The organism is Membranihabitans maritimus (assembly GCF_021729145.1).
Classification (GTDB): domain Bacteria; phylum Bacteroidota; class Bacteroidia; order Chitinophagales; family Saprospiraceae; genus Membranihabitans; species Membranihabitans maritimus.
This window is the reverse complement of record NZ_JAJSLW010000027.1, coordinates 22,134-47,821: the sequence shown is the minus strand read 5'-3', so window position 1 is coordinate 47,821 and position 25,688 is coordinate 22,134. Positions and strand designations below refer to the sequence as shown.

At 37.4% G+C, this 25,688-nt stretch carries 19 protein-coding genes; 6 read left to right on the top strand and 13 right to left on the bottom strand.

Features of this window, described 5'->3' with window-relative positions; genetic code table 11:
• Positions 1-111: 111 nt before the first annotated feature.
• Together LVD47_RS21590 and LVD47_RS21585 are read right to left on the bottom strand one after the other, a co-directional pair.
• The gene (locus tag LVD47_RS21590) at positions 112-2,415 is read right to left on the bottom strand and encodes a TonB-dependent receptor (RefSeq protein WP_236980564.1); all 2,304 of its coding nucleotides are present in this window, start codon (positions 2,413-2,415) and stop codon (positions 112-114) included.
• A 14-nt stretch (positions 2,416-2,429) separates the two neighbouring features.
• On the bottom strand, positions 2,430-2,978 hold the full coding sequence (locus LVD47_RS21585; RefSeq protein WP_236980563.1) for a type 1 periplasmic binding fold superfamily protein: 549 nt from the start codon (positions 2,976-2,978) through the stop codon (positions 2,430-2,432).
• Positions 2,979-3,980: 1,002 nt separating this feature from the next.
• Here LVD47_RS21585 and LVD47_RS21580 point away from each other — a divergent pair.
• Entirely contained in the window at positions 3,981-5,300 is a 1,320-nt protein-coding gene (locus tag LVD47_RS21580) for a gluconate:H+ symporter (RefSeq protein WP_236980561.1), read from the top strand.
• Positions 5,301-5,375: 75 nt separating this feature from the next.
• Here the strand turns inward: LVD47_RS21580 and LVD47_RS21575 are convergent, their stop codons facing one another.
• From LVD47_RS21575 to LVD47_RS21560, 4 genes are all read right to left on the bottom strand, one after another.
• Positions 5,376-5,588, bottom strand: coding sequence for a hypothetical protein (locus LVD47_RS21575; protein WP_236980559.1), 213 nt, complete (start codon positions 5,586-5,588; stop codon positions 5,376-5,378).
• A 33-nt stretch (positions 5,589-5,621) separates the two neighbouring features.
• On the bottom strand, positions 5,622-7,628 hold the full coding sequence (locus tag LVD47_RS21570) for a RagB/SusD family nutrient uptake outer membrane protein (RefSeq protein WP_236980557.1): 2,007 nt from the start codon (positions 7,626-7,628) through the stop codon (positions 5,622-5,624).
• A 50-nt stretch (positions 7,629-7,678) separates the two neighbouring features.
• Positions 7,679-10,906, bottom strand: a complete 3,228-nt coding sequence (locus LVD47_RS21565) for a SusC/RagA family TonB-linked outer membrane protein (RefSeq protein ID WP_236980555.1) — start codon at positions 10,904-10,906, stop codon at positions 7,679-7,681.
• Positions 10,907-12,375: 1,469 nt separating this feature from the next.
• The gene (locus LVD47_RS21560) at positions 12,376-12,711 is read right to left on the bottom strand and encodes a hypothetical protein (protein ID WP_236980554.1); all 336 of its coding nucleotides are present in this window, start codon (positions 12,709-12,711) and stop codon (positions 12,376-12,378) included.
• Between the two features lie 322 nt (positions 12,712-13,033).
• On the opposite strand from LVD47_RS21560, the gene LVD47_RS21555 reads away from it, so the two are divergent.
• Both LVD47_RS21555 and LVD47_RS21550 read left to right on the top strand, forming a co-directional pair.
• Positions 13,034-14,413, top strand: a complete 1,380-nt coding sequence (locus LVD47_RS21555; protein ID WP_236980553.1) for a vanadium-dependent haloperoxidase — start codon at positions 13,034-13,036, stop codon at positions 14,411-14,413.
• Between the two features lie 100 nt (positions 14,414-14,513).
• Positions 14,514-14,831, top strand: a complete 318-nt coding sequence (locus LVD47_RS21550) for a hypothetical protein (protein ID WP_236980552.1) — start codon at positions 14,514-14,516, stop codon at positions 14,829-14,831.
• Positions 14,832-15,189: 358 nt separating this feature from the next.
• Here the strand turns inward: LVD47_RS21550 and LVD47_RS21545 are convergent, their stop codons facing one another.
• The gene (locus tag LVD47_RS21545; RefSeq protein ID WP_236980551.1) at positions 15,190-17,931 is read right to left on the bottom strand and encodes a TonB-dependent receptor; all 2,742 of its coding nucleotides are present in this window, start codon (positions 17,929-17,931) and stop codon (positions 15,190-15,192) included.
• 446 nt (positions 17,932-18,377) lie between these two features.
• Between LVD47_RS21545 and LVD47_RS21540 the strand changes: the two genes are divergently transcribed.
• Complete coding sequence (locus LVD47_RS21540; protein WP_236980550.1) at positions 18,378-18,731, top strand: single-stranded DNA-binding protein; 354 nt, start codon at positions 18,378-18,380, stop codon at positions 18,729-18,731.
• 143 nt (positions 18,732-18,874) lie between these two features.
• Here the strand turns inward: LVD47_RS21540 and LVD47_RS21535 are convergent, their stop codons facing one another.
• Together LVD47_RS21535 and LVD47_RS24190 are read right to left on the bottom strand one after the other, a co-directional pair.
• Positions 18,875-19,345, bottom strand: a complete 471-nt coding sequence (locus LVD47_RS21535; RefSeq protein WP_236980549.1) for a Dps family protein — start codon at positions 19,343-19,345, stop codon at positions 18,875-18,877.
• A gap of 116 nt (positions 19,346-19,461) precedes the next feature.
• Complete coding sequence (locus LVD47_RS24190; RefSeq protein ID WP_236980548.1) at positions 19,462-20,538, bottom strand: phosphatase domain-containing protein; 1,077 nt, start codon at positions 20,536-20,538, stop codon at positions 19,462-19,464.
• A gap of 141 nt (positions 20,539-20,679) precedes the next feature.
• Between LVD47_RS24190 and LVD47_RS21525 the strand changes: the two genes are divergently transcribed.
• Both LVD47_RS21525 and LVD47_RS21520 read left to right on the top strand, forming a co-directional pair.
• A complete protein-coding gene (locus tag LVD47_RS21525; RefSeq protein WP_236980547.1) occupies positions 20,680-21,594 on the top strand; it encodes a DnaJ C-terminal domain-containing protein in 915 nt (304 codons plus the stop codon).
• A 4-nt stretch (positions 21,595-21,598) separates the two neighbouring features.
• Positions 21,599-21,877 carry a chaperone modulator CbpM gene (locus LVD47_RS21520; RefSeq protein WP_236980546.1) on the top strand — a complete coding sequence of 93 codons (279 nt, stop codon included), beginning with the start codon at positions 21,599-21,601 and terminating at the stop codon, positions 21,875-21,877.
• Positions 21,878-21,918: 41 nt separating this feature from the next.
• On the opposite strand, the gene sucD is transcribed toward LVD47_RS21520, so the two are convergent.
• From sucD to carA, 4 genes are read right to left on the bottom strand one after another with little or no spacing between them, the layout of a single operon-like run.
• Positions 21,919-22,797, bottom strand: a complete 879-nt coding sequence (gene sucD / locus LVD47_RS21515; RefSeq protein WP_236980545.1) for a succinate--CoA ligase subunit alpha — start codon at positions 22,795-22,797, stop codon at positions 21,919-21,921.
• Between the two features lie 5 nt (positions 22,798-22,802).
• Positions 22,803-23,117 carry an FtsB family cell division protein gene (locus LVD47_RS21510; protein WP_236980544.1) on the bottom strand — a complete coding sequence of 105 codons (315 nt, stop codon included), beginning with the start codon at positions 23,115-23,117 and terminating at the stop codon, positions 22,803-22,805.
• 35 nt (positions 23,118-23,152) lie between these two features.
• A complete protein-coding gene (gene eno, locus LVD47_RS21505; RefSeq protein ID WP_236980543.1) occupies positions 23,153-24,436 on the bottom strand; it encodes a phosphopyruvate hydratase in 1,284 nt (427 codons plus the stop codon).
• A 5-nt stretch (positions 24,437-24,441) separates the two neighbouring features.
• On the bottom strand, positions 24,442-25,557 hold the full coding sequence (gene carA, locus LVD47_RS21500; RefSeq protein ID WP_236980542.1) for a glutamine-hydrolyzing carbamoyl-phosphate synthase small subunit: 1,116 nt from the start codon (positions 25,555-25,557) through the stop codon (positions 24,442-24,444).
• Between the last annotated feature and the right edge of the window lie 131 nt (positions 25,558-25,688).

The window sequence follows — 25,688 nt, the reverse complement described above, 5'->3', positions numbered from 1 at the left end:
TATCACAAAGTGATCCCGTTGGTCAGCCCGGCGTAAACATCCCAGGGCTTTCACTGTAGGTTTCTTTCCCCTATAGATGGGAACGGAACTTGCGCTTTCTTTCAGCAAGAATCAAAACTTGTAATTCAATCTCAAACTAACATTTATCCCCGGTTCATCAGCAAAATACCGCTGTCGATTCAAGTAATCCCGGTACCTACGGTTCAATGCATTCTCAAACCGCAATTCAGCGGTCAAACCATTATCCAAAAAGGGGATGGTCGTACCGGCAGAAAATCCCAATAAAAAGTATCCATCCGGGGGCAAAAGAAAATCCTGACTCTTCTCTATGCGGGTTTGCCTAAAAATATAATCCCCACTAATTGACAGGAAAGAATTAGAATTTTCCGAATCATCGAAAAAATATTTCACCTTACTTCTAATATTATCAGAAGGTAAATTAATCAGGGCCAGCTCATCGTCTCGATTTTGTCCTCGAACAATAGAATATTTCACATCAACCCGCCAGGATTTTTCCGGTATAAACTTTAAACTAAAATCAACACCCGCAATATCCGCATCTGCCTGAGTATATTCAAATAAAGGGAAGGCACCCCGGATGGTTAATCTATATTCATTTTGAGGTTCAAGGTATATAAAACCGTTTATCCTTTGGTAATATCCCAAAAGGCTAAGACTAAAAACCTCCGAAATCTTCAAGTCATTGTTTAAAGTAATTTTAAATGACTTCTCCTGGTCCATTTCCGGATTTCCTTCTTCAATTCCACTTACCCCCTGATGCAATCCAAAACTATACAACTCATTTATCTCCGGTGCCCGCAACATATATCCCATATTGAAATTAGTCCGCACCTTATCAAACCAATCATACTGGAGGCCTCCTGAAAAAGAATAATTACTAAAGTGATGAATATATTCCTGAATTTCGCGCGGAACAGATCGGGATATGGCTTTTACATTCATGTATTTGTAATCATACCTTCCCCCCCACTCAAAAAACAAATCTGAAACCTGCTTTTGAAAAATCATAAACCCCGAAGTCTGAAAAGACCTGTAATCTGGGATCAATGGGAGAATCCCTGTTTCGGGATTATTGGTATTATCCAGAAAATTTAATTGAACTCCCATATTAAAATCAATACTATTGGCAAGAATACCAGAATATTTACCTTCTCCAAAATGGGAAGTTAGATCCATGCTCATTGCCGGAATATCGGAACGTCCACTCCTGCGAACATCAAATTCTTTTCGTTGATTAATCTGCCCACCGTATTTTAGTGCCAGAACTCTGTCGTTCTTCAGGAACAATTTACTTTCCCATTTCCACAAATGGTGTTGTACTTTTTGGCTGGGGGCATCAATTTGATAACTAAATTCACTATTTGTAAAAAATGGTTCTGCCCTACCGATTGCAATCTCCAGATCGGTCAAATTTCCAATATGTGAGCCTCGTAAAATTCCTATTTCGGTATTGAAAAAGCTATAATACCAGCGATTGGACCACTTCTCACCAATCGTTTTCTCAGCCTGAAAAGCCAAATTTCCTTCTCTTTTCCCGGTATTGGTTAAAAAATAATCCGGTGCTTTATTATCTCCTTTTATTTTAAAGGTAGAAGTAAGCCTCCAATTCAATAACTTATTGGAATTCTCCAGTTTTAGATTTCCCGTATTCCCCAATCCATTGGATTCAAAAATATAATTCAATTCTCCATCGATCCCGTCTGTATTTCCAATCCGGTCGACATTTACCAATACCATACTACCTAAAGAAGAACCTCCATACTCCAAGGCACTTGTTCCCTTGACTACCGATAATTTATCTGCAACAAAAGCGTCTATTTCCGGGGCATGGTCATTTCCCCATTTTTGCCCTGCTTGTGGAATACCGTTATTCAATATTCCTACCCGGTTACCGTAAAGGCCATGTACTACCGGCTTGGACACACCAGACCCATTCCTGAGAATACTAACCCCACTAATTGTTTCCAACAAGTCTGAAATATTATCATTGCTATTCTCCGAAATTTCCGACTGCTCTACTGAAGAACTGGAAGCGCTGGTCGCCTCCTCCCCCAGAGCATTTACCACCACTTCATCTATTAATTCTCCCTGGTGATTTAGAAACACTGTAATAGTCGTATCACTTGCAAGTGGAACACTAATCAACTTGGTTTCACAACCGACATGACTTACTTTCAGCTGATATTCTTCTCTAGGGCATAATTCAACGATTTTGAAGTACCCTCTACCATCGGCAACTGCTCCCTTATTAACACTTTGTATATAAATATTAGAAAATTCCAATGGCACTTTCGTGTCTGAGTCCAGTACATAACCCTCCAGGATTAAATTACAATCCTGGGCACTTCCATAACACACCCAAACACAAAAAACTATAAGGAATTTTATTTTCATTGGCATTTTTCATCTTATTCGATCACGACATCAAACGTTACTTCGATATCCGTCTCACCACCAGCGTTGGAAATATCCCCCTCGGATACACCAGAAGCACTTTTATTTGGTTCGTGACGCAAAGTTACTATCAATTGCCCGGAAGAAGGAGCTCCCGTTGAAAAATTTGTTTCCACTCCCAGGGGATTTCCGGAATCATCCTGATCATTGTATTCTACACTTAAATCCAAGCCGGCATTCGACCGGAAGAAAAATTGGTGTTCTTCATTTTCTTCTCTTATTTCTTCAGTAATATCTTCCGCTGGACTTTCTGTTGCATTCAATAACTCCAAAGTAGCTGAATAGACTGTATTAGCCCGTAGAGCTTCAGTAGAAATACTAGGATCATCACCACCGTCCCCGTCCAGGTCACTAAAAGTAAACAAAACGACCTCTCCAGAATCAGGAGTCAAAGTCAAATTCATAGTCGTAATTAATTCCTCCTCATGCGGTACAATGGGGTCATCCTTTTCACATGAAAAAAATATTAAAGATACAAATGCAAACAAGATTAATTTTCTCATAGATCATTATTTTAATGCAATAAAGTTGCAAATGTAACAAAACATCATTTAAAAACTCCTACATCTTTACCATAAAATCTGTTAATAAAGATATAAAAATTGACGCCTACGATAAATACTTAACAAAGCAAAATCATACCACACTATTTAACGTATACTACCCAGACCTGGCAAACAAACCCTCTACACCCAGGAATATTACTTGTTTCCAATAAATTTCAAATATTGGTTTCCACCTCGTTATTGCTCTAATTGGTATTTTTTAATAAAACGTAAATTCGACAGGGAAAATAAAAGCTCTGAAGCGCGTCACCACATGTGATTGCCGGGAAGCGAAATATAATTAACTATGGCTGGAAACCCAGGGTGAAAAACAAGTAAAATTATCGATTCCGGCACCGATTCCCACCAAGTGATGCCCTGGGCATTGCTTTTTTCGCTAAAAAAAAAGACAGAAACAATTATTCGTCGAACTAGCGTTCATATAAAAATTAAATAAGAAATTATACCTTTGCTAATATCCCTGATGCGATGCCCAGAAAAGTACATAAATTCTTTCAAAAGGATTTCAAAATAATTGCTTAATCTGGTTGTATTATCGAATTATACAAAAGATGATAAATCAATACATTTTTTTCACCCGTACTGGATTGGTCAATCCTGACTAGTTACACAAATGCAATGCATTATTGAACAAAACACCTATAAATATATCATATATAGTAAGTTTGACCGTTTGTCATCCCTCAAATTTGGGAGCTACAGGGATGTAATCACCTACATACTCTGCTGTTCAGGAACCTTAAGATAATCCACTATTTACCGAATTTCCTGACACCTTGAATTTACCTAAACTTTACTTCCTGAATTCAGTGGGATCCTACACAGTGCGAAAATACTCTTTTCAAATGCCTTTTTAGCAAATATCCAAAATACGTTGGATAATAAAATAAAAATCGTACCTTCTGATCTTTTTTAAAATTAATTGAACTTATTTCAGATATGCCACTATTTATTGTTCTTACCGGGATCATCATTCTGGTAATTTTAATTGGATATTTCAAATTTGATACTTTTATTTCTTTTGTATTGGTTTCTACCGGTATTGGCCTCGCTGAAGGAATGGAACCCCTTGCTGTTTCACAATCCGTACAAGATGGGATAGGTAGTGTTTTGGGCTTCCTGGTAATCATTCTCGGATTTGGTGCCATGCTTGGGAAACTCGTGGCAGATAGTGGTGCTGCGCAAAGGATTTCTGACAGTTTGATTAAGGCATTCGGAAGAAAATATGTCCAGTGGGCACTGGTATTGACCGGAATGATCATAGGAATCCCAATGTTTTACTCCGTAGGCTTTGTAATTCTTGTACCACTGGTTTTCACGGTTGCTGCTGCTACCGGCTTGCCGATGCTATATGTAGGTCTCCCCATGCTTGCATCCCTTTCGGTCACCCATGGATACCTCCCACCACATCCTGCTCCTTCTGCATTGGTAAATGATTATGGCGCTGACCTTGGATTAACATTGATATATGGATTAATCGTAGCCATACCAGCTATTATTCTAGGCGGACCGGTCTTTGCTCAAACACTCAAAAAGTACAACCCCAAGCCACTCAAGGAATTCTATAACCCCAATATTATGTCCGATGAAGAGATGCCGGGACTGGGCATCAGTATATTCACGGCACTACTTCCGGTTATTGTACTTGGAATAACTGCCATTCTGAAATTTTTTGTATCCCCGGATACTCCTGTAGGATATATTATTTATGCCCTGAGTGATCCTATTATAGCCATGTTAATCGCCATTGTTGTAGCGATTTTTACACTCGGAATTAACCGGGGAAAATCAATGACTGAAATTTCCAAAAGCTTAAATAGTTCGATAAAAAGTATTGCGATGATTTTACTGATCATAGCGGGTGCAGGATCCCTTAAGCAAATTATGATCGACAGTGGAGTAAGTGACTATATCGGTGACCTCCTCCGCGATGTAACGATTTCTCCTCTTCTTATGGCCTGGGGCATAGCAGCAATTATCCGCGTATGTGTAGGGTCAGCTACCGTAGCCGGCCTTACCAGTGCCGGAATTGTGTTTCCTTTAATCGAACAAAACGGTGCCAGTCCTGAATTAATGGTTTTAGCAACCGGGGCTGGAAGCCTGATGTTTTCTCATGTAAATGACACTGGTTTCTGGATGTTTAAAGAATATTTCAACCTCACGGTAAAACAAACCATTAAAACCTGGTCTGTTATGGAAACTATCGTTTCAATTGCAGGACTTTTGGGGGTTCTGGTATTGAATTTATTTGTGGGGTAAGTATTGAATAGTGGGAACTACCTTTTTGTTGAGTATAGCCTGCATTACCCAACAAATGATTGAACACCAAATTGATCAAAGGGTATTGGGATGTCGATATATGGCATAAATCCCATTAAAAGGGATTTTATTGGGAGGAAACAAAAACACAATCATAGTTGGGATAGATAGAAGTTTGCCTTCCTCCGCCAGATTATAACACAAAAGACCGGCCATTAAATTAATTGGTTTTCTGCCATTGAGAAGGGCCATCGAATGATATTCGATGGCCCGGTTATTAAGAATCAAATAATCTCTATTATTACATTATCTAAAATCAACCTATTCAATTTCCCCTATAGCTACCATGGGATCTTCATTGGGCACCCCGGCTGATTGAACAACATGTGTCAAAGGTTCTACATTTTTTTCTGAACCATCGTATCCGGTTGTTTGATTGAGGATATTCCCTACATTCCCAATGATATAGGGTTCATAGATCGGCCAAAAAATATGTTTTGGATCTATGGTATATCTAGTAGTAGGATAAGTAGACCAGGAAGTTTCATCTCTGAAAAAATTATTTTTCTCTATCTGCCGGTCATAATAAAAACTCGCCTGTGATAGTGATTTTTCCATATCCTCGCCGTCCCAGGTATAAGTATTTCCATTGTAACATTGTCTTCCTGTTTTTGCAAATATTATCGAAATGCGAACCAGTTCGTCATGTCGGTATTCTTCTCCAAATAACTCTCTACACCTTTCATCTAAAATTGCACCGATTCCATCTGCCTGCACATCTGCCGCCGTGTACATATGCATCGCATTAGCCCTTTCCCGAATGGTATTAATATCTTCTGATGCCCCCTGGAAATTGCTTTGCCAGAATCGAGCTTCAGCCCTGACCAGGTAAGCCTCTGCTTCTCTCATAAGATAAATATCCCTTTTCCCACCATCTTGCCGTTTCACCTGATCTTCTTTGTTTTCAGCATAAAACTTATACATTGGGTATCCAAACCAACACCGTATCGAGTCTTCACAGAGCAAAACATTATTGTAATAAAGCTGTGCGGGTTTGCCGTACCATTCCGTTCCCTGGAGATCAGGATTGTCATAAATAAGCATATCCATATCAAACCAATTGCCTCTTTTGTGACGATAGTCCTGTCGATCATTTTCATCATTAAATCTCCATATTTCAAACTGCGAATAATTGGTCGGACGGGCAAATCCCTGTCCCCTACCCCATTTATGCATTTGTTTTGATTCTTCGTTTTGTGCTATATTCATACCCGTAACTGTTCCGGCCGGAGGAGCTTTCACCCCTTTGTTCGTACTGACAAAATTGGGGCCCCAGGCGCGAACAGCTGCGGATCTTCCCTGACTACCATCAATAAATGGCTCATTAACTACGAGCCAGATTCCTTCCGGATTACTCGTTTTTTGTGCCCCTTCATCCCGATGTAATAAATTAATGGCATCTGCCGGCTGATTGCAATCCAATCCTTCCAAAACTTCACCGGTAAATGGATTTACATTGTTTCCGATTCTGACAAAGTCAACGTCTACATCGGCATCTGTAAACAACCTTGATTCCGGATCATTAATTACATCTGTCATCAGGTTTTCTGCATCTGCAAAACGCTCATTCAACATATAATATTTAGCTAATAGTATTTTGACCGCATCCACTGGGGGTTGTCCAACCGGTATTTGGCTCTTGGGTTTGACATGCTGTACCGCCCATTCCAGGTCGGAAATCATTTGATCCCAAATACCTTGCATATGGAAGGCTTTGAAATCCTGACGAGCCTCGGAAATAACGTTCAATGGAAAAGCCACATTCCCGAATTGCATAGTGAGTTGCATGTAGAAAAAAGCACGTACAAAATAAGCACTTCCCAGCAAATGGTTTCGATCGGGATCGGCTTCTCCTCCTGCCCACTCCGGGATATCAATATAATCAATGACCGTATTACAATTTTTAATTTGTTTATACCCTTCAGCATAAAAAGAAAGTGCCCGCCCGGCATCATTATCCCTTGAATTTTGTGGAGTGGCGTAGGTACGTAAATCTACAAAAGCATCAGGTTTGTCCGTGGCACTGACTACAGTAGCTTCACTCATATTGTGATTAAACATCAACTCTCGTGTATCACCATTCCATTGGTTAAAAACACCTTTTATTGCTGCATCCAATGCTGTCTGCAATCCCGCAGCATTTACAAAGGTATTTTCAGGACTAAGTGTAGACAATGGAGCTTGATCGAGAAATTCATCCTTACAAGACATTGAAAAAGTCAACAAAAATATTAATCCGATTTCTTTTATATATATTATGTTTTTCATTCTTTTTTCATTTTCCAATCTTAAAAATTTCAATCCTAAAAACTTGCCAATCATAATGTAGTATTTACATTAAATGAAAAGATTCTTGGCATTTCCCTTTCTGATTCCGGGTCACCGAGTATCCAATTGGTAATAATTCCTACATTATCCACGGTAAAGCCCAACCGGATTGTACTGTTCAACTTAATATTCTGTAGCAATTGTGGAGGCAAAGTATAACCTACCGATATATTCTGAATACGGAGATATGATTTTGATTGATAATAAAGTGCCTCTCCGATCCGGATCGAATTAATCCTTGCTGCATTGCTAATTTGATTATTAGGAGTCCAATAGGGAATATTATACCAATTATGATTTTTAATATATGATTGCTGATTGTTAAATGGCAGGTCACTTCCTCCGCTATATCCCATTTTTGCCAATAATATTATTCCAAGATCAAAACCCTTATATTGGAATTCATTTCCCAGGGTTACATACCATGGATTTTTACTTAATCCCTGAAAGACTTTATCGTTAGCATTTAATACCCCATCATTATTTTGATCAACCATCCTGAAGTCACCCGGATATAATCCATATTGTGCAGCTTCATCTGCCTCAGCCACACTGTATACACCATCCAACTCAAAATCCCAAATCACATCTTTATTTTGACCGATAAACCAGCCATTATCAATATCATCCGGCTCTCCAAGGTAGGTATTTCCATTCTCATCGGTCAATTCGACCTTTTCACCCGTCAAAGAAACGATCTTATTGTTATTATAGCTTAAATTGAGATTACTGGTCCAGCTAAACTCAGCATTTTCTATATTGATGGTATTAATTGACAAGTCAACCCCCACATTTTCAAGGCTTCCCACATTGGTGGTAATATTGTTGAAGCCTGTAACGATGGGCAGTTTTTTATCTAGTAATAAATCTGTTGTTTTCGATTTATAAATATCAATTGCACCGCGAACACGGCTACTGAATAAACCGTAGTCCAATCCAAAATTCCACGCTTGGTTTTTCTCCCATGCTAAGTTGGGATTCGCCATTCTATTTATGTACAAATACGGAGCAACAAAATATCCATTGTCATAATTGAGGTATTTATTATCACTTAAAGTAGCATATGCCGCATAAGACCCCAATCCACTACTATTTCCATTTACCCCCCAACTAGCACGCAATTTCAAAAAGGTCATCCAATCAGACATTCCACTCATAAACTCTTCGCTTGAGATATTCCAGGCACCTGATATAGATGGGAAAACAGCATATTTACTTTCAGATCCGAAGCGTGAATATCCATCCCTTCTTACAGAGACTGAAAGATTGTACTTATTACCAAATCCATAACTAATTCTTCCCATCAAAGCATTGCGGTTTACTATCTCATCGCCGGAATCGGTTTGCTGTACCAATCCGAAAACCAATCCGTGATATCCCAGGGCTTGAGTAGGTGAAAAATTGGAAGAAGCTGCCTGGTTATACCAGGACTTCCTGCTCTCAGCATTTACAAGTCCCGTGAAATCAATCCTGTGGTCCCCAAATTCCCGGGTCCAATTGAGAATATTATCCAGCTGCCACTCATAGGTTTTATCACCCTGTCTGCGGGCATATCCCCCGTGAGCCCAATTCGGATTCTCGCTGTCTTCATAATATAATCTTTCTCTGAAATCAAGCCTTGTAGTAAATCTGGAAGTAAACTTAATATCAAAAGGTAAAGACAATTTGGCATACATGGTTGGGAAAATTCTAAACCGGTCGTATTTGCGGGTAATAAAGGCTGGGTCCAAAAAGGGATTGCCCCTATTGGAGCCCGCTCCTGCCGTTTTTAAATACTCTCTTGGATATCGATTGGGCAAATCCCCAATCTCGGGTATATTCTCATTATATACATCATTCACCCAGGGAGCATCATATGGCGATGCCGTTCGATACCCACCATTATCTATAGGTTCATTTCCTTCGTCCTGATAAGCAAAATTGGCATTAATCCCCAGATTTAAAAAATTAGTAGCTTTTACATCAAGATTAAGTCGCGAAGTAACGGTAGAAAACTTTTCCCCGATTTGAACAGATTCATTGTTTAAATACCCCAAAGACCAATAGTACGAAACATCATCCTTCCTTCCTGATACGCTGACGTCATAATCCTGGCGAATACCTGAATGAAACAACCAATCCTGCCAATCAAATTCCCTCCCCATTAAATAATTCTCCTTTTCATTCCCTTCGAATCCAAAGGCATCCAACCATGCCGTAGTAATTACGGTAGGGTCAGTTTCTCCGGGAATACCATTAGCTTGTAACCAATCATCCTGGTACTCCGGAGCCAATGTTTCATATTTATCATATTTTGACCAGGGCTCCTGGGAAAGGCTATTGATCGATTCATTCATATCCGTCAACCATGTCATCACTTCATTACCTGCCTTAAAAGTATTTATCCTTTTCGCCCCCGTAACTACGCCCAGTTTCACACTCGCATTGACCGTAGGTTTCGAGGATGTCCCTTTCTTCGTCGTTACCATTATCACACCGTTGGAAGCTCGCGAACCGTAGATGGAAGCCGCACTGGCATCTTTCAGGACGTCGATACTCGCTATATCGTTTACATTAATTTCAGCAATATCCCCATTAAATATGACACCATCTAACACAATCAATGGACGATTTGCTGAAATTTCAGGAGCATTTGTACCATCATCATCCTCTGCCTTGATTGTATTATCGCCTCTGATTTCAAAATCCGGAGTATTCTTGGCAGAGGTACTATACCCCACTTTCAGTCCGGGAACAGAAGAACGCAACAATTCCTGCATATTATTCGGCTGATATTTCATTAGCTTCTCAGCTTCAACATTTACTACAGAACCTGTGAGGTCCTTTTTACGTGCCGTACCATACCCTACTACCACAACCTCTTCCAGCAACTCAGCATCGGATAACATCGTTGCATTAATTTCAGATTCACCTTCCACAGCAATTTCCTGTTGTTGATACCCTACATACGAAAACATTAAAATTGCATTTTCATCTACATTCTCCAGTGTATAATTTCCATCAAAATCGGTCGAAGCCCCATTGCTGGTTCCTTTGACCTGAACATTTACACCTATCAATACTTCTCCTTCTTTGTCCGTAACAGTACCTTCTACTGTAATTTGTGCATCTAATGTAGCGGTAAAAAACAATAGCAAAGTTATCACATTTAAAGCGCTTGCACAACTCAATCTAAAAAATTGAGTTTCTTTTAGTAATTTCTGTGTTTTTAGTTTCATTGTTGTTGGTTTTTTCACATTTTTTCATTAATAATATCAATATATTAACAGTAATAGTTGAAATATTTTCTCCATCATATAATTTAAAATATTTTAGTTAATAAAAACCTAATATAGGCAAACAAATGAAACAAACAAAAAATGAAAATTTTTTTATTTCATATATTTTCAATTAATACGAATTAAACATCAATAGTGTATTATTATATAATATCAAATAGTAAAAATATGCACAAAAATAAAACACCTCACACCTCAACTACAATTGGAATTTCAACACATTTTACTAGATGATTTACAATATTTTCATTGATTCAGCTAAGTATTTAAAGAAATCACCTATCGTCCTAATTCATTAAATTATATAAGAGTTCAGTTAATAAAAAATCAACATAATTTTTGTAAAATATCAACATATATATAATATATCTTACAAATGATATTAGATGTCTGTATGAAAAATGTTAGAGTGTAGATAAAAATACTATTTACGTGAGCTTCCATTATTAACACCTGTGGTCAACAGGTTGTCCTGACAAAAAGAGCCTGTGAAGTTGGTATTTTGTTTCAAAATCAATCGATAAGTAAGGGTAGGAACTAAAATATTTTCCTCGTTACAAGCGACCTGGCGCAAAATAGATACGACTCACGACAAGGATATGGACCTTTCAAAGAACCGTCTAACGTTCAAAATCTCTACAAGGGAACTATGAAAATGGGAGTAATAGTAAAGTTACACAATCAGTTCTTTTTCCTCCGCCCCCACCAAATCAAAAATCCGGTCACCGGAAGGCTGGCAGAAATCAAACCCGCAATAAAAGCGACTATATTTCCTGGTTACCTTACTACCTCTTAATTGAAGAGCCTATTACTTTATTCAATACATATTCCACATTAATCTATCATGAAAATCAAATGAAACGATAGACATAGCCGGGACATTACGTAGGTTAACATGCAACCATAACGTGGTTTAATATTATTCCATACCCTTATTATATATTAAATGATCTTTGTAATAAAGATGGTAAACCAACCCAGTAAATATTCTAAGGATACGGTGGCTGGTTCCATTTTATATTACAATTGATGCCAAAAAAGAAACTCCTGGAAATTACATTTTACATATTTTATGAATTCCGACTAAGAGGTCCTACACGTAAAATTTTATGTAACCATGCAGTAAGAGAAATAGAGAATACAATATTATATGAAAGTCCTATAACCCCAGGAACTAAGCATTTTGACCGGACATTAAATTAAACATCTCATTCTTCTTATACAACCCCGTAGTTACACCTTATTGCTCCCGGTGTAACATTATCAGAGTTTAATAACTAATAGGTCATACATCATTTCCATTACATGTCAATACCTCTTTTATCCAATCAAAGAACCACTATCTTCAGGTAAAGCCAAAGTTTATGGCTTACTGCTTGTAGCTCCGGATTCCAATTTTGAAAGTCTTGTTAATTCATCGATCGGTACACGGAATCCTGCGTCTCAATTAACATGATTCCGTGAAATAAAACCTTACAAAGTTCTTCAAACTCCCACTCTGTAAAGGTAAATTGGATATCAAAATGGCACGAATCAATAATTATATGTGGATTCCCATCCGGGAACAAACAAGCATGTTCACGGAATTCCTTTTTCATTAATTCTTTTCCCCAATCAATAAAAACCTTCTTTTCAAAACCCAAAAGTAGATTCCTATAACAAAACCCTATCCGGCCACATTCAGTGCATTGTGCAATATGAAAATATGTACCTCTAATAACCATTTTTGGTACGCAAGACTTCATAACATTAATACTTTTAATTCAGTTTACAATCCAGGCTTCCCCACTTCCTCAGAATATGTTTGGAAAAATACTACAAGGGGAATCCACGAAGTAATGTCAATAAATATATAAATTTTATTTAGACTTATTAAATATAAAATGTTTTTTTGTATTTGGTACACTGCACTATAACTTTTAAAGCTTGCAGCATTGTAAGAGGTAATCTATGTATATTGTTCTCTTTTTGTATTTTGCCCCCTTTTAATACCAAAAGTTAAAATTTTAATTATTGCAGGCAAAAGCTTATTTTTGTCCTCTAACTATTTGAAAATAAGGTAATCCCATGAAATATTTACAATCTTTGAAAACCGTATTGCTGGCATCTTCTTTTATTGCAATTACCTTGATGAGCTGTCAGGATGATTCGGAGATAATTCCTAATCAGGAAAGTCAGCCAACAAGGTCATACGACGGGAATTTTTTACAGGAATACTTTTTTCTGAATTGTAGAATAACTCAGACCACACCGGGGTTCTTACCGACACAAGCTTCACGAGCTTACGGTTATTTAGGACTGGCTGCTTACGAATCTGTGATTCACGGTATCAATAGCAATAATTCACTGGCCGGGCAGATCGACGGTATTGAATCGGGAAGTCTTCCCATACCCAGTGACGAAGTAGAATACAATTGGGCACTTGCCTGCAATGCTGCATCTGCACATATTATGCGTAGAATGTTTGAAGTAAATATTACACAAGACAACAGGGAACGAATTGACAGAATGGAATTGGAAAATAAAACCATCCTAAGAGAAGGTGTTCCCCAGGAAGTTATTCAAAGATCCGAAACTTTTGGATTAGCTTTAGCTGAAGCTTTATATCAGATAAGTACCACTGACGGTGGCCATGAAGCCTACCTGGACCCTTTTAGAAAGGATAAATTTGAAATGCCTGTAGCTGAACATTGCTGGATACCCACTGGGGCGCAGCTAATACCCCTAAGTCCATACTGGCATCAAAACAGGAGTTTTGTACCCGGCATAGTAGAGTCCAGTCAACCTGGAGAACACATTGCGTATTCAAAAGACGAAAATTCAGAATTTTACTCTCAGGCAATGGATGTCTATGAGCAAGTAACACGACGAAATACTGAAGAACAGGTAACTATAGCCAAGTATTGGGCGGATGATCCCTTTGCCACCTGTACACCCGCCGGCCACACTTTTAATATTGTCACACAATTGTTACAAGAATCTGATGCAACGCTGGAAAAGACCGCCGTGGGTCTTGGCATGATGGCAGTTGCAGAAAATGACGCATTTATTAGTTGCTGGAAGTCAAAGTATGATTATTTATTAATTCGCCCCGTTAGCTTTATTCAGAAATACATAGATCCCAACTTTGGTACAATAATTGGGACACCCCCATTTCCTGCATATACTTCTGGTCATTCCGCAGAGATAGGAGCAGGAACGAAAGTGTTAATCCATCTTTTTTCCGATGAAAGTGGCGATTATACTTTTACAGACTTAAGTCAGGTCCAATATGGATTTGAAGCCAGAACCTTTGACAATTTTTACGATATGGCTGAGGAATGTGCACTTTCCAGATACTATGGAGGTATCCACTATGAAATGGATAATTCAAGGGGACTCGATCTTGGGTTTGCAGTCGGTGATGCAGTGGTCAATAATATCCATTGGCCCGAAAATATTCAATAAAACAATCGTTATGGTACTGAGGTATTTAATAAGTTCAATTTTGTGTTTTATATTGATGATATCATGTTCTACCAACACGAATAATTCCTGGCAAAACAACATGAGTAAAATTTCCAAATTAACTTGTGAGGCTACACAACTGCGCAAAGCAAGATTTGCTCTTGCAGACTCTATACGCCATTTTCAGGATTCCATGCTCCATATGGCAGAAGCAAAACCATCCCGGGCAAAACATTGGGAATCAGAGTTACAAACGATGCTAGATCGTAAAACAATGTTAACATCTGAAAGCAGGGATTTAGCAGATACCATACGCAACGAATTATTGATATTAACAAATAATATGACGGTAGATGAAAAGCGATTATTTAATGATAGCTTACAATCCAGAACAGAGAAAATGGGCTGCAGTCAATAATCTGGGTACAGGTATTACCGGAAATTCCAATTCAGTTTTACAATTTTCATTGTCCATATTTACCCGGATACGGGAGAACCTCAAAATTAGAGGCTCTATACTTCAAGCTTGAAGGGGATAGCAATAACCTATGGACCTGCAATAATTAATAGCCTTCTTACTGAAATTTAATCAACCGCCCGGAAAACGAAAGGATTTAGAGTTTTAGGAACTGAAAAATATATATACAAATAAGGATATTCATTTTTGCCTAAGCCGAATGTTAGGTTTCTTGCTGATCTTTTAAAAGCTGCGCCTTAATTGCCATTGACCTCTACATTAAGATCTATTTAAATGTACAGATCTAAATTAGAAGTTATTATATATCAAAATCATCAATCGAGGCACCTTTACTAAAATGCCTTATATTATAGGTGAAGGAAAGCATAAAGTATCGTTGTAAAACTGTGCCCCTTCGATCTTCAATGAAGGTTTCTGTTACACTTCTATTAATGTTATTATTTTGCCCCAACAAATCATACACATTTAAGCTTAACTCTCCTCTTTCCTGAGGCAACATTTTCTTTCCAAAACTCATATTAACCAAAAAATAACTATTATCGAAATCTTCTGCCAAACCACTATTCAATCGGTGACGAACATCTGTTCGATAGGTAAACCCATCCCAAATAATCCATTTATAGCTTAATCTAGTGGATTGGACATAAAAATTATTATCTAACTTAGGCCTTAAGTTATTATTGACCAGGTTATAAGAAGACCGGGTCGAAACATTAAAATCGACGCGATCGCTGATATTACTGCTGAGTGATAAACCAAGCCTAAAATTACTGGAATTAGTAATGCTTCTCTCATCATTAATCAAACCCGGATCCTGAGAATGTCCCAATCCTCCCCAAATATTAAAATTGGACTTAATTAGCTTTACTGGCAGCCCAAAACTTACATATGAACCTACTCTCCAATAACCTTTAATATTAATCGGACTGATCAGTTGAGAACCCTTTTGAAGGGTTATTTCATCTGTTAAAGGCATGGCCTCATTCGCTATCAATGTACTATTCGTAACATTATTCTGTATTATACTGGAATAAAACCCTGTATAAAATGACTTTTCTGTTTCAGGATTCCGTGATTTGTATCGCGCTCTTATTCGGTGGTTAATGGCTTGGTCCAGATCGGGATTCCCGGTCCGCAATTGCAGCGGATTTGAATTATCAATTACATTTTGCAACTGACCTATTGAAGGTTCATTGGCCCAATTATAATAATTTACTTCAAGATTCTTGTTATCTGCTACCTGGTAGTCCATTCTAAACGACGGCAAGAAACTGGTAAATCGTCTTTTGGTATCAAATGGTTGGGGAAATTCCTGAACATTTTCCAAATCTGCTATTTGATATTCCAATTCCACCTGAACACTCAATACATCCTCTATTTTATATTGATATCCAATTTCTGCCTCCTGAGTAAGATACCGACTTTCAAAAACATTACTCAATGCGGTATCCAAAACCATTCCCTCAAATTCGCCTCCCGGATCCTCTTCAATATTAAAATTCAACATATCTGAATCATCAATGCGATCTCCCACCTCATATTCTAATTCAATAAGACCTCGTTCACCAATGGGCTCCGTATAGGATCCCTGAACTTCCCAATTGACCCCATTTCTTTCCCTTTCTATTCTTTGGTTCAATATTTCATCATCGATTCCTTCTTCATAATAAATATTATTTGCCAAACGATTCCCGCGATCTGTATTCGTATGATACCCACTCCTGGATCCAAGCGTCAAACTTCTGCCTTCTTTCCCAAATTTATGGCTATAATAAGCACTGCCACCAAAATCATAATCAAAGTTATTGGAATTCGATTCGTTGAAAGTCTCATTAATCAAACCTTCAGCACTCCTCGTTTTTCCTTCAAAGGAGTCATCATTGGTATCGTTTTTCAAAGAAATATAAGGTCTGACAATCAAGCGATTACTTTCATCTATTTCATAGTCCAGTTTAGCATTGAAGTTATGATCCTGATTACTCCTATTCTGTGAACTTTCCTGGTTATAAATTTGACCTTCCTGAGAAGGTATAGTATAGTCCCTTGTCAAAAAGTTCTGCCCCTGATTTTTCCGATTACTAAATTGATAATTCCCACTGAGTTCCAATTTATCATTCCATTCATTACTGTATTGAAGTGCTATATTATTCGTATTAATTATTCCATCCTGAGTCCTGGACTCACCCTGACTATTCGGATCAGCTGAATAATCTACTGCATTTATATTATTACTTAAACCTGTAACTGTAATTCTTTGGTCATTATCAAAAAAATTAACGCTTGCTCCCACCTGATACCTCTCATCGGTTCCATATCCGCCGGTGGTTTTCCCAAATTGTCCTCTTTTTCTATCAGGCTTGGTGATAATGTTAATGGTCCTAGCCTCTTCTCCGTCATCAAAACCACTTAATTCTGCCTTATCACTTTTCTTATCATAAATTTGAATACTTTGTATGACATCTGCCGGCAAACTTTGCAATGCAGTTTTGATATCACCTTCAAAAAAAGGTTTGCCATCGACCAATATCTGCTGAATATCTTCACCCTGAGCCTGAATTTTTCCATCAATTACAGTCACTCCAGGCATCTTTTCGATTAATTCCTGCCCGCTTGCATCCGGCAAAGTCGTAAAAGCCCCCGCGTTGTATTGAGTGGTATCTCCTTTTTGTTTACCGGTTGTCACTTCGCCTTGTATTACGACTTCATCCAAAGTATGAGATGCTTCCGCAATAGTAATCCACTCCAAATCTAAATCGTTTTCGGCACTGATTTCCAAAAAAACAGTTTCGTATCCTAGATATTGAACTTTTAACAAATAATCTCCCGGTATGATATTGGGTATCGCAAATTTACCGTCAAGATCTGTCACTACCCCTGTCAAGGTTGTCGAATCTGCAACTTTCAAAACTGCTACAGTAGCTGCTATTACGGGTGCTTCCTCCTCCGAATCCATTACACCACCGGTAATAGTTACTTTCTCCTGAGAATAGAGTGAAACAAAACAAATGAATACAAGAAATGGGGTAAATAGAAATTTCATTAACTAAAAATTACAAAATCATCAATCAAATAGAATATATCGCCAGCCCAACAGAAGTGCCATTATTCAAACCTTGAAGATACTAAGAACTTATCAGCATTTAAAATACATGTGTTTATCAAACACTATAATCACTATTAATTATATGTTAAATACTCTTATTCTGTAGTTAATATGAAGAAATACGGTCTCAGGTATCCTTTTAAAGATTTCTTTCCCCCTTTACTTTTTCATGTTTTATACACGCTACACTACTTTTTTTTACTGTCAAACGATAGAGAATACATACCTCTTCGGGTAATACCATTTACAGTAATCGTTTGTAAGCATTTACAAACGATTACAAACACATACAAACGCAAGTAACCGATTATATTTCGATTCTCTATTATGTACTGGCATACCTTGCGATTACATTAAATTAATTCAATTAAAAAAGTAATGTTATGAAAAATGCAAGAAATCAAGTTCAACTTATCGGAAGATTAGGAAAAGAAGTAGAAACACTTAAAACCTCATCAGGTAAAACAAGAGCTACACTCTCTATTGCTGTTAATAACTATTATACTAATGCGATAGGTCAAAAAATCGAAAACACCTATTGGTTTAGAGTAATAGCATGGAACCATACTGCAGAAAGAATGGCTCAATACCTCAGTAAAGGTGATGAAATCATGATTCAGGGACGTCTGGAATCCAGAAGTTATGAAGATAAAAATGGTAAAACCCAGTACATAACTGAGGTAGTCACAGACCAGTATATTCAAATGAAAGCACCTAAAGCAAAAGCAATGGCTTAGCCAACTAAATATTCAAGACTGGAAAATACCCACACCGTACCATCCGAATATACTAAAACAATTAGAAAAGGTAGAGACACATATTCTAGTTTCTCTACCTTTCTTATTTAGACTCACTAAGTGAAAAAATCGCTATCGATTAATTATCCCAGGTGTGCTCTTATCATCCACGCCATTTCTTCGTGCCTTGTTAGTAATCCAGTCAAATAGTCACCGGATCCTGTATCCTTAAATTTATCTTCAAACTGCGGAATCATATGTCTCAGTTCCCTAATTATTGTTTCGTGATCTTCCAGTAAATTAGTGAGTTGCTCTTTTGGCTTACTCGTAGTTTCCTGCTCAATTAAATTCGTTATTTTTAAAAAATCACTGAGTCTGCCCAGACTGTAATGGCCAATTTTTCGCACTCTTTCCGCCAATTCATCAATTACTTCCGCCAACTCATTATATTGACCTTCATAAAATTCATGTAAATCTGAAAAATGCATGCCTTCCACATTCCAGTGATAATTTCTGGTTTTTGTATACAAAACAAATTCATCTGCCAGTAAGGTGTTCAAAAGAAGACTTGCTTCTTTAAGATGCTCATCACTTATTCCAATATTCGTTTTCATAGGTATTCTGTTTTTTAAAAAAATAATACCAGTTCAACACTTCACGTATAAAGATTGTTGATGATTTATTATAGAGTAAATCAATAAGCATATAGTGTAAATTGATACAATAAAATTTATTCTATAATATTTAACTCACTAGTCGTGGTTATAATTTCGGTAGATTCCTTTAGAAAATATATTGGGGCATCTGAATTTTTATCAATTAATTCCAAAACTCTTTGATTAGCCTCTTGTCTCGAAGTTTCCCTGATAAATATAGCCAATACTCTCTTCCTATATTTACGGTATGTATCAAGATAAATATCTGCATCCCTTTCTGTGGCATCTCCTATTAATATAAATGGTAAGTCCCCATAGAAATCCATTAAATGAACGATAGAATTTTCTTTGTGATCCCGAAACCTTTTAAGTCGTTTTCTAAAAAAAACACCGTAATCCCTCAGCAAAATAGGCCCGCGGGGAAAATCATTAATTTTAAAAAACTCCCATAACATTTCATACAAGTTCCATGGGCTATTCGAAACATAAAAGTGAGGATTGATCTTAACTCCATTTGCCTGGCCATATTCCGCCAGAAAATTTAATGCTTTATTCATTCCATCAAAAGGTCTTCTCTGATACACATTTTTAAAGAGAGTTACATAAATCATTTGCCAACGCATCCATGAACTCACATAGGTCTTGAGTATTGTGTCATCTATATCACTGATCACGCCAAATTTACTTTTTGAATTGGGCCAAAGTATTGAAACTTCGGCAAACACATCCTCAGAATATTGATTATCAGACAACCTTATTATACCACGCTTCCAAAATGAATTCTCCCGATTGATAAAATGGTTTTTATCCGAAATTTCAATACAAAATTCAAAATACCCCTCATTATCCGTTTGTCCCTTGAATACTTGAGAAACAAATTCAAATTCTACATTCAAAAACTCAATTTCATTTGACCCCAAATGTTTTAAATTGTTACGAAAATTCTTCCAAAATCCATCGTTCTTATTGACTACTACGCCCTTATTTTCCAGTACTCTTCCCCGGACAATGACCTCTGAATAGTTTGCATAACTTTCATACGTCTGGATTAAAACCGGTCCGGAGGTAAGGTACCGTTTCCATCCTCTGCGGAATAATCTAAAAACATTCTGTATAGCTTTTCCCAACATCAAATTCTGATAAAAAAACACATTTTATAAATCCATCCAATGATATTAACCTATCCTTTCAAAATCAAATAATATTCCTAAATATTTAAAAGTTTTTCTACCAAACATTCCAATATATTTACAAAAAATTAGGTAATTTAATGTATAAAAGACTATGCATTTATGAGTTTTATTGACTATTATAAAATTCTCGGGCTGGAAAAAACAGCTACGAGTGCAGAAATAAAAAAAGCGTATCGGAAACTCGCAAGAAAGTATCATCCGGATGTTAATCCCGATGACACCAATGCAGAACAACAATTCAAAAAACTCAATGAAGCGTATGCCGTACTCTCGGACCCTGAAAAAAGGAAAAAATACGATGCCTATGGAGAAAACTGGGAGCACGCTGAAGAATTTGAAAAAGCAAAACGCCAACAACAGAGTTCTCGCGGTAAAACAGGAAGTTCCCAAGACGGATGGCAACATTTTCAATACTCTTCTGAATCAGGTGATTTTTCAGATTTTTTTAATGATTTGTTTGGATCTTCTTACCAACAAAGCAAGCAGAGAGGCTTCCAATCTATGCGTGGAAGAGATCTAAATGCAGAATTGACTATCCCTCTTACAGAAACCCTAAAAGATCAAAAACAAGTAATCAATATTAATGGTAAAAAAATTCGAATTACCATTCCAGCTGGAATTAAAAACGGTCAGACGATTAAAATCTCCAACCAGGGAGAATCCGGTGTGCAGGGAGGCCCAAATGGAGATCTCTACATTACTTTTAATATTCAAAATGATACTTCATTTACAAGAGAAGGGGATAATCTACTTACCACTGTAAATATTGATTTATATACTGCTGTTTTAGGTGGCGATCAGGTAATAACTACCCTCAATGGGAAAGTTCGTGTCAAAATCCCCCCCGGGACCCAACCCGGAGAAAAAATAAGAATCAATAGTAAAGGTCTTCCCATTTATAAACAGCCGGATAAACGAGGAGATTTAATCGCAGATGTACAGGTACAAATTCCCAGAAATATTTCTCCTGAAGAAAAGTCGCTTTTTCAAAAATTGGCAACATTAAAAAGATAAAATTATGTCTTTACAAGAATATATTTTAATCCGGGAAATTATGGAATACCACCGTGTAAACAGGAGTGAAATTCGCGAACTTGAATACCACGGTCTGGTAGAAATCATCAAAATAGAAGAAGAAGAATGTATACCGCCTGCAGAGCTTGATAATTTTGAAAGAATAATCCGGCTATATAAAGAACTCGGTGTAAACCCCCAGGGAATCGATGTAATCGTGAGACTCAGGGAACAAATTATTGAACTAAAAAATGAACTCCGACAATTAAAAAGGGGCAACTAAAAAATTAATTGCCCCTTCTTAAATTATATTCTATTGTATTTTCAACTATTCTTTCCCATTACTTTAGCCATTGTCTCACCAATTTCCGCCGGTGATTTCACAACCGTAATTCCGCATTCGGACATGATTCGCATCTTTGCTTCCGCAGTATCATCTTTTCCACCAATTATAGCTCCGGCATGTCCCATTGTCCTCCCCTTAGGAGCAGTCTGACCGGCGATAAACCCTACTACGGGCTTATTTCCATTTTCTTTATACCAATTAGCAGCATCCGCCTCCAGGTTTCCTCCGATTTCTCCAATCATTACAATTCCTTCCGTCTCAGGATCATTCATAAACATCTCAACAGCATCTTGCGTCGTAGTCCCAATTATAGGGTCTCCGCCAATTCCAATCGCCGTAGAAATTCCCAAACCAGCTTTCACGATCTGGTCAGCTGCCTCATAAGTAAGGGTTCCTGATTTTGAAACAATTCCGATATTCCCCTTTTTAAACACAAATCCAGGCATAATTCCTACTTTAGCCTCACCAGGCGTAATAACACCCGGGCAATTAGGACCTACTAATCTACAATCAAAATCTTCAGCATAGGCTTTTGCTTTGACCATATCCTGTACCGGGATTCCTTCTGTAATACAAATTATTGTTTTAATCCCGGCATCAGCAGATTCCATAATAGCATCTGCTGCAAAAGCAGGAGGAACAAATATAATCGACACATCTGCACCGGTTTCTTTTACCGCTTCATCCACTGTATTAAATACAGGTCTGTCTAGATGCGTCTGTCCTCCCTTACCTGGAGTAACTCCTCCTACAACATTGGTTCCATATTCTATCATTTGTTCAGCGTGGAATGTGCCTTCTGTACCTGTGAAACCCTGAACAATTATTTTTGATTCTTTATTGACTAATACTGACATTTGATCTAATTCTTTTCAATGATGAAAACGTCTTCATCTTTTTGTTTTAAAAAATATTTTTCTCTCGCATATTTCTCAAGATTCTTGTTCAAATCAGCCCTTGCCTTCTTAGCATCTTCTATTTGCTTCAAATAATACTCTTTACTCTCTTCTAACTGACTAATTTCATGTGACATTTGCATTTGGACAGTCAACCTATTCTTATCAAAAAAAACCATCCACACTACAAACGCTATAAGTGCTATCACATATTTATCTAAAAATATAGAGGGTATTCTATCAACAAATCTAGAAAAGGCCTGGTGTAAAGAAAATTTCATGTCTTGAGATTTCTTTCCAATATAGGAATAATTTTTTAGCCCAAGATAGCCTTTCCTAAATAAATTCCACTCGTACCTAACTCTTCTTCAATACGTAATAATTGATTATATTTTGCAATACGATCTGAACGCGAAGCAGAACCTGTTTTTATTTGTCCCGTATTTAGTCCTACAGCTAAATCAGCAATTGTCGTGTCTTCAGTCTCTCCACTTCTATGACTCATCACACTTGTAAATGCATTAATAGTTGCTAAATTCACTGCATCAATGGTTTCGCTTAAGGAACCAATTTGATTTACTTTTATAAGTATTGAATTAGCCGCAGCATCAATAATTCCCCGCTCCAATCGATCTACATTTGTCACGAATAAATCATCACCAACTAATTGTACCTTAGATCCGATGGCATCTGTAAGTTTGGACCAACCTTCCCAATCATCCTCATCTAATCCATCCTCAATTGAAAAGATCGGATAGTTATCTACCCATTCCTTCCAATAATCCACCATTTCTTCAGAAGTTAATTCCCGGTTATCAGACTGATGAAAGATATACTTGCCTTTCTCTCTGTCATAAAATTCCGAAGACGCTGCATCCATCGCAATATAAATATCTTCTCCCGGTGTATACCCAGCTTTCTCTATAGATTGCAATACAATCTCAATAGCTTCCTTGTTGGACTTGATATTAGGTGCAAAACCACCTTCATCTCCTACATTTGTAGAATATCCCTTTGATTTTAATACCTTTTTGAGATTGTGAAAGACTTCCGTTCCCATTTGCAAGGCGTCCTTGAAACGATCTGCACCTACAGGCATAATCATAAATTCCTGAAAGTCAATGCTATTATCAGCGTGCGATCCACCGTTTAAGATATTCATCATCGGAACCGGTAGAATATGTGCGTTAACACCACCTACATACCGATAGAGAGATTGGCCTGACTCTGCTGCTGCAGCCTTAGCTGCTGCCAAAGAAACCCCGAGAATGGCATTGGCACCAAGCTTAGCTTTATTCGGAGTACCATCAAGTTCCAACATTAATTCATCAATATACCGTTGATCCGAAACTTCAACTCCAATAAGAGATTTACTTATTTCATCCTCTACATTTGCTACCGCATTCAAAACCCCTTTACCTAAATACCTATCCTCATCTCCATCTCTTAACTCGACTGCTTCGTATTGACCGGTTGAAGCACCTGAAGGCACTGCTGCACGTCCCTTAAAACCCGCTTCTGTAATTAAATCAACTTCTACTGTTGGATTCCCGCGAGAATCTAATATTTCTCTAGCTTTAATATCAATGATTGCACTCATAAAGTTTAATTTTTATTCTGATTTATTTCTGTAATAAACTCGTCAAACAAATACCTCGAATCGTGAGGCCCCGGAGAAGCTTCCGGATGATACTGGACGGAAAAAGCTTTCTTTCCTTTTATTCTAATACCTTCAATCGTTTGGTCGTTAAGATTTATATGTGTGATCTCTATCTTATCCAAATTAGCATTAATAGCCTCCGGATTCACCCCGAAGCCATGGTTTTGACTGGTTATTTCCCCTAAACCCGACTTTTCATTCCTTACCGGATGATTAATCCCTCTGTGGCCATGGTGCATTTTATAGGTAGGAACATCTACAGCCAATGCAAACAATTGATGCCCCAAACAAATACCAAATGAAGGAATATCATTATTAATTACCTTCTTCACAACTTCTATTGCATAGCCCATAGCAGCCGGATCACCAGGTCCATTGGAAACAAAAATACCATCAGGTCCCCACTCCATCACTTGCTCATAAGATACATTTCCCGGAAAAATTTTTAAATAACATCCTCTTTCAGCCAGGCAAGTTAGAATACTTCGTTTTACACCATAATCCAAAACTGCCACCTTAATGTCCGAATTCTCATCCCCCAAATAATATTCTTCTTTGGTCCCTACTTTTGAAGCCAGTTCTAATCCCGCCATGCTGGGAACCTCTTTAACCATTGATTTCAATTCATCAATATCCAAAATTTCTGAAGAAATAATGGCATTCATAGCTCCTTCAGTCCGAATCCGCTTTACCAACGCCCTGGTATCAATATTAGAAATCCCAGTTAAATTATTATCCTCAAAATACTCCTGTATAGAATTATCCCCCAAATTTCTTGAATAATGATCGCTAAAATTCCTGCAAACAAATCCAGCTATCTTAACACTATCTGATTCATTATCAGATTCCTTACAACCATAATTACCTATATGAACATTTGTACTTACTAAGATTTGTCCAAAATAGGATGGATCGGTAAATATTTCCTGATATCCAGTCATACCAGTATTAAAACAAATTTCCCCTGTAGTGGTGCCTTTTACGCCAATAGCATGCCCTTTAAAGACAGTACCATCTTCCAGTACAAGGTATGCAGTTTCAGGTGCTTTACGGTCTCTCATTCTTATATGTATCTACAAAAATTAATTAATTAAAATGGATATCCTATTATTGCTCGTTATTTTGAATTCTCATTTTCTACATGGGAACTAAAATCACACAAATATAAACAAAAAAAAAGCCGGTAAAAACC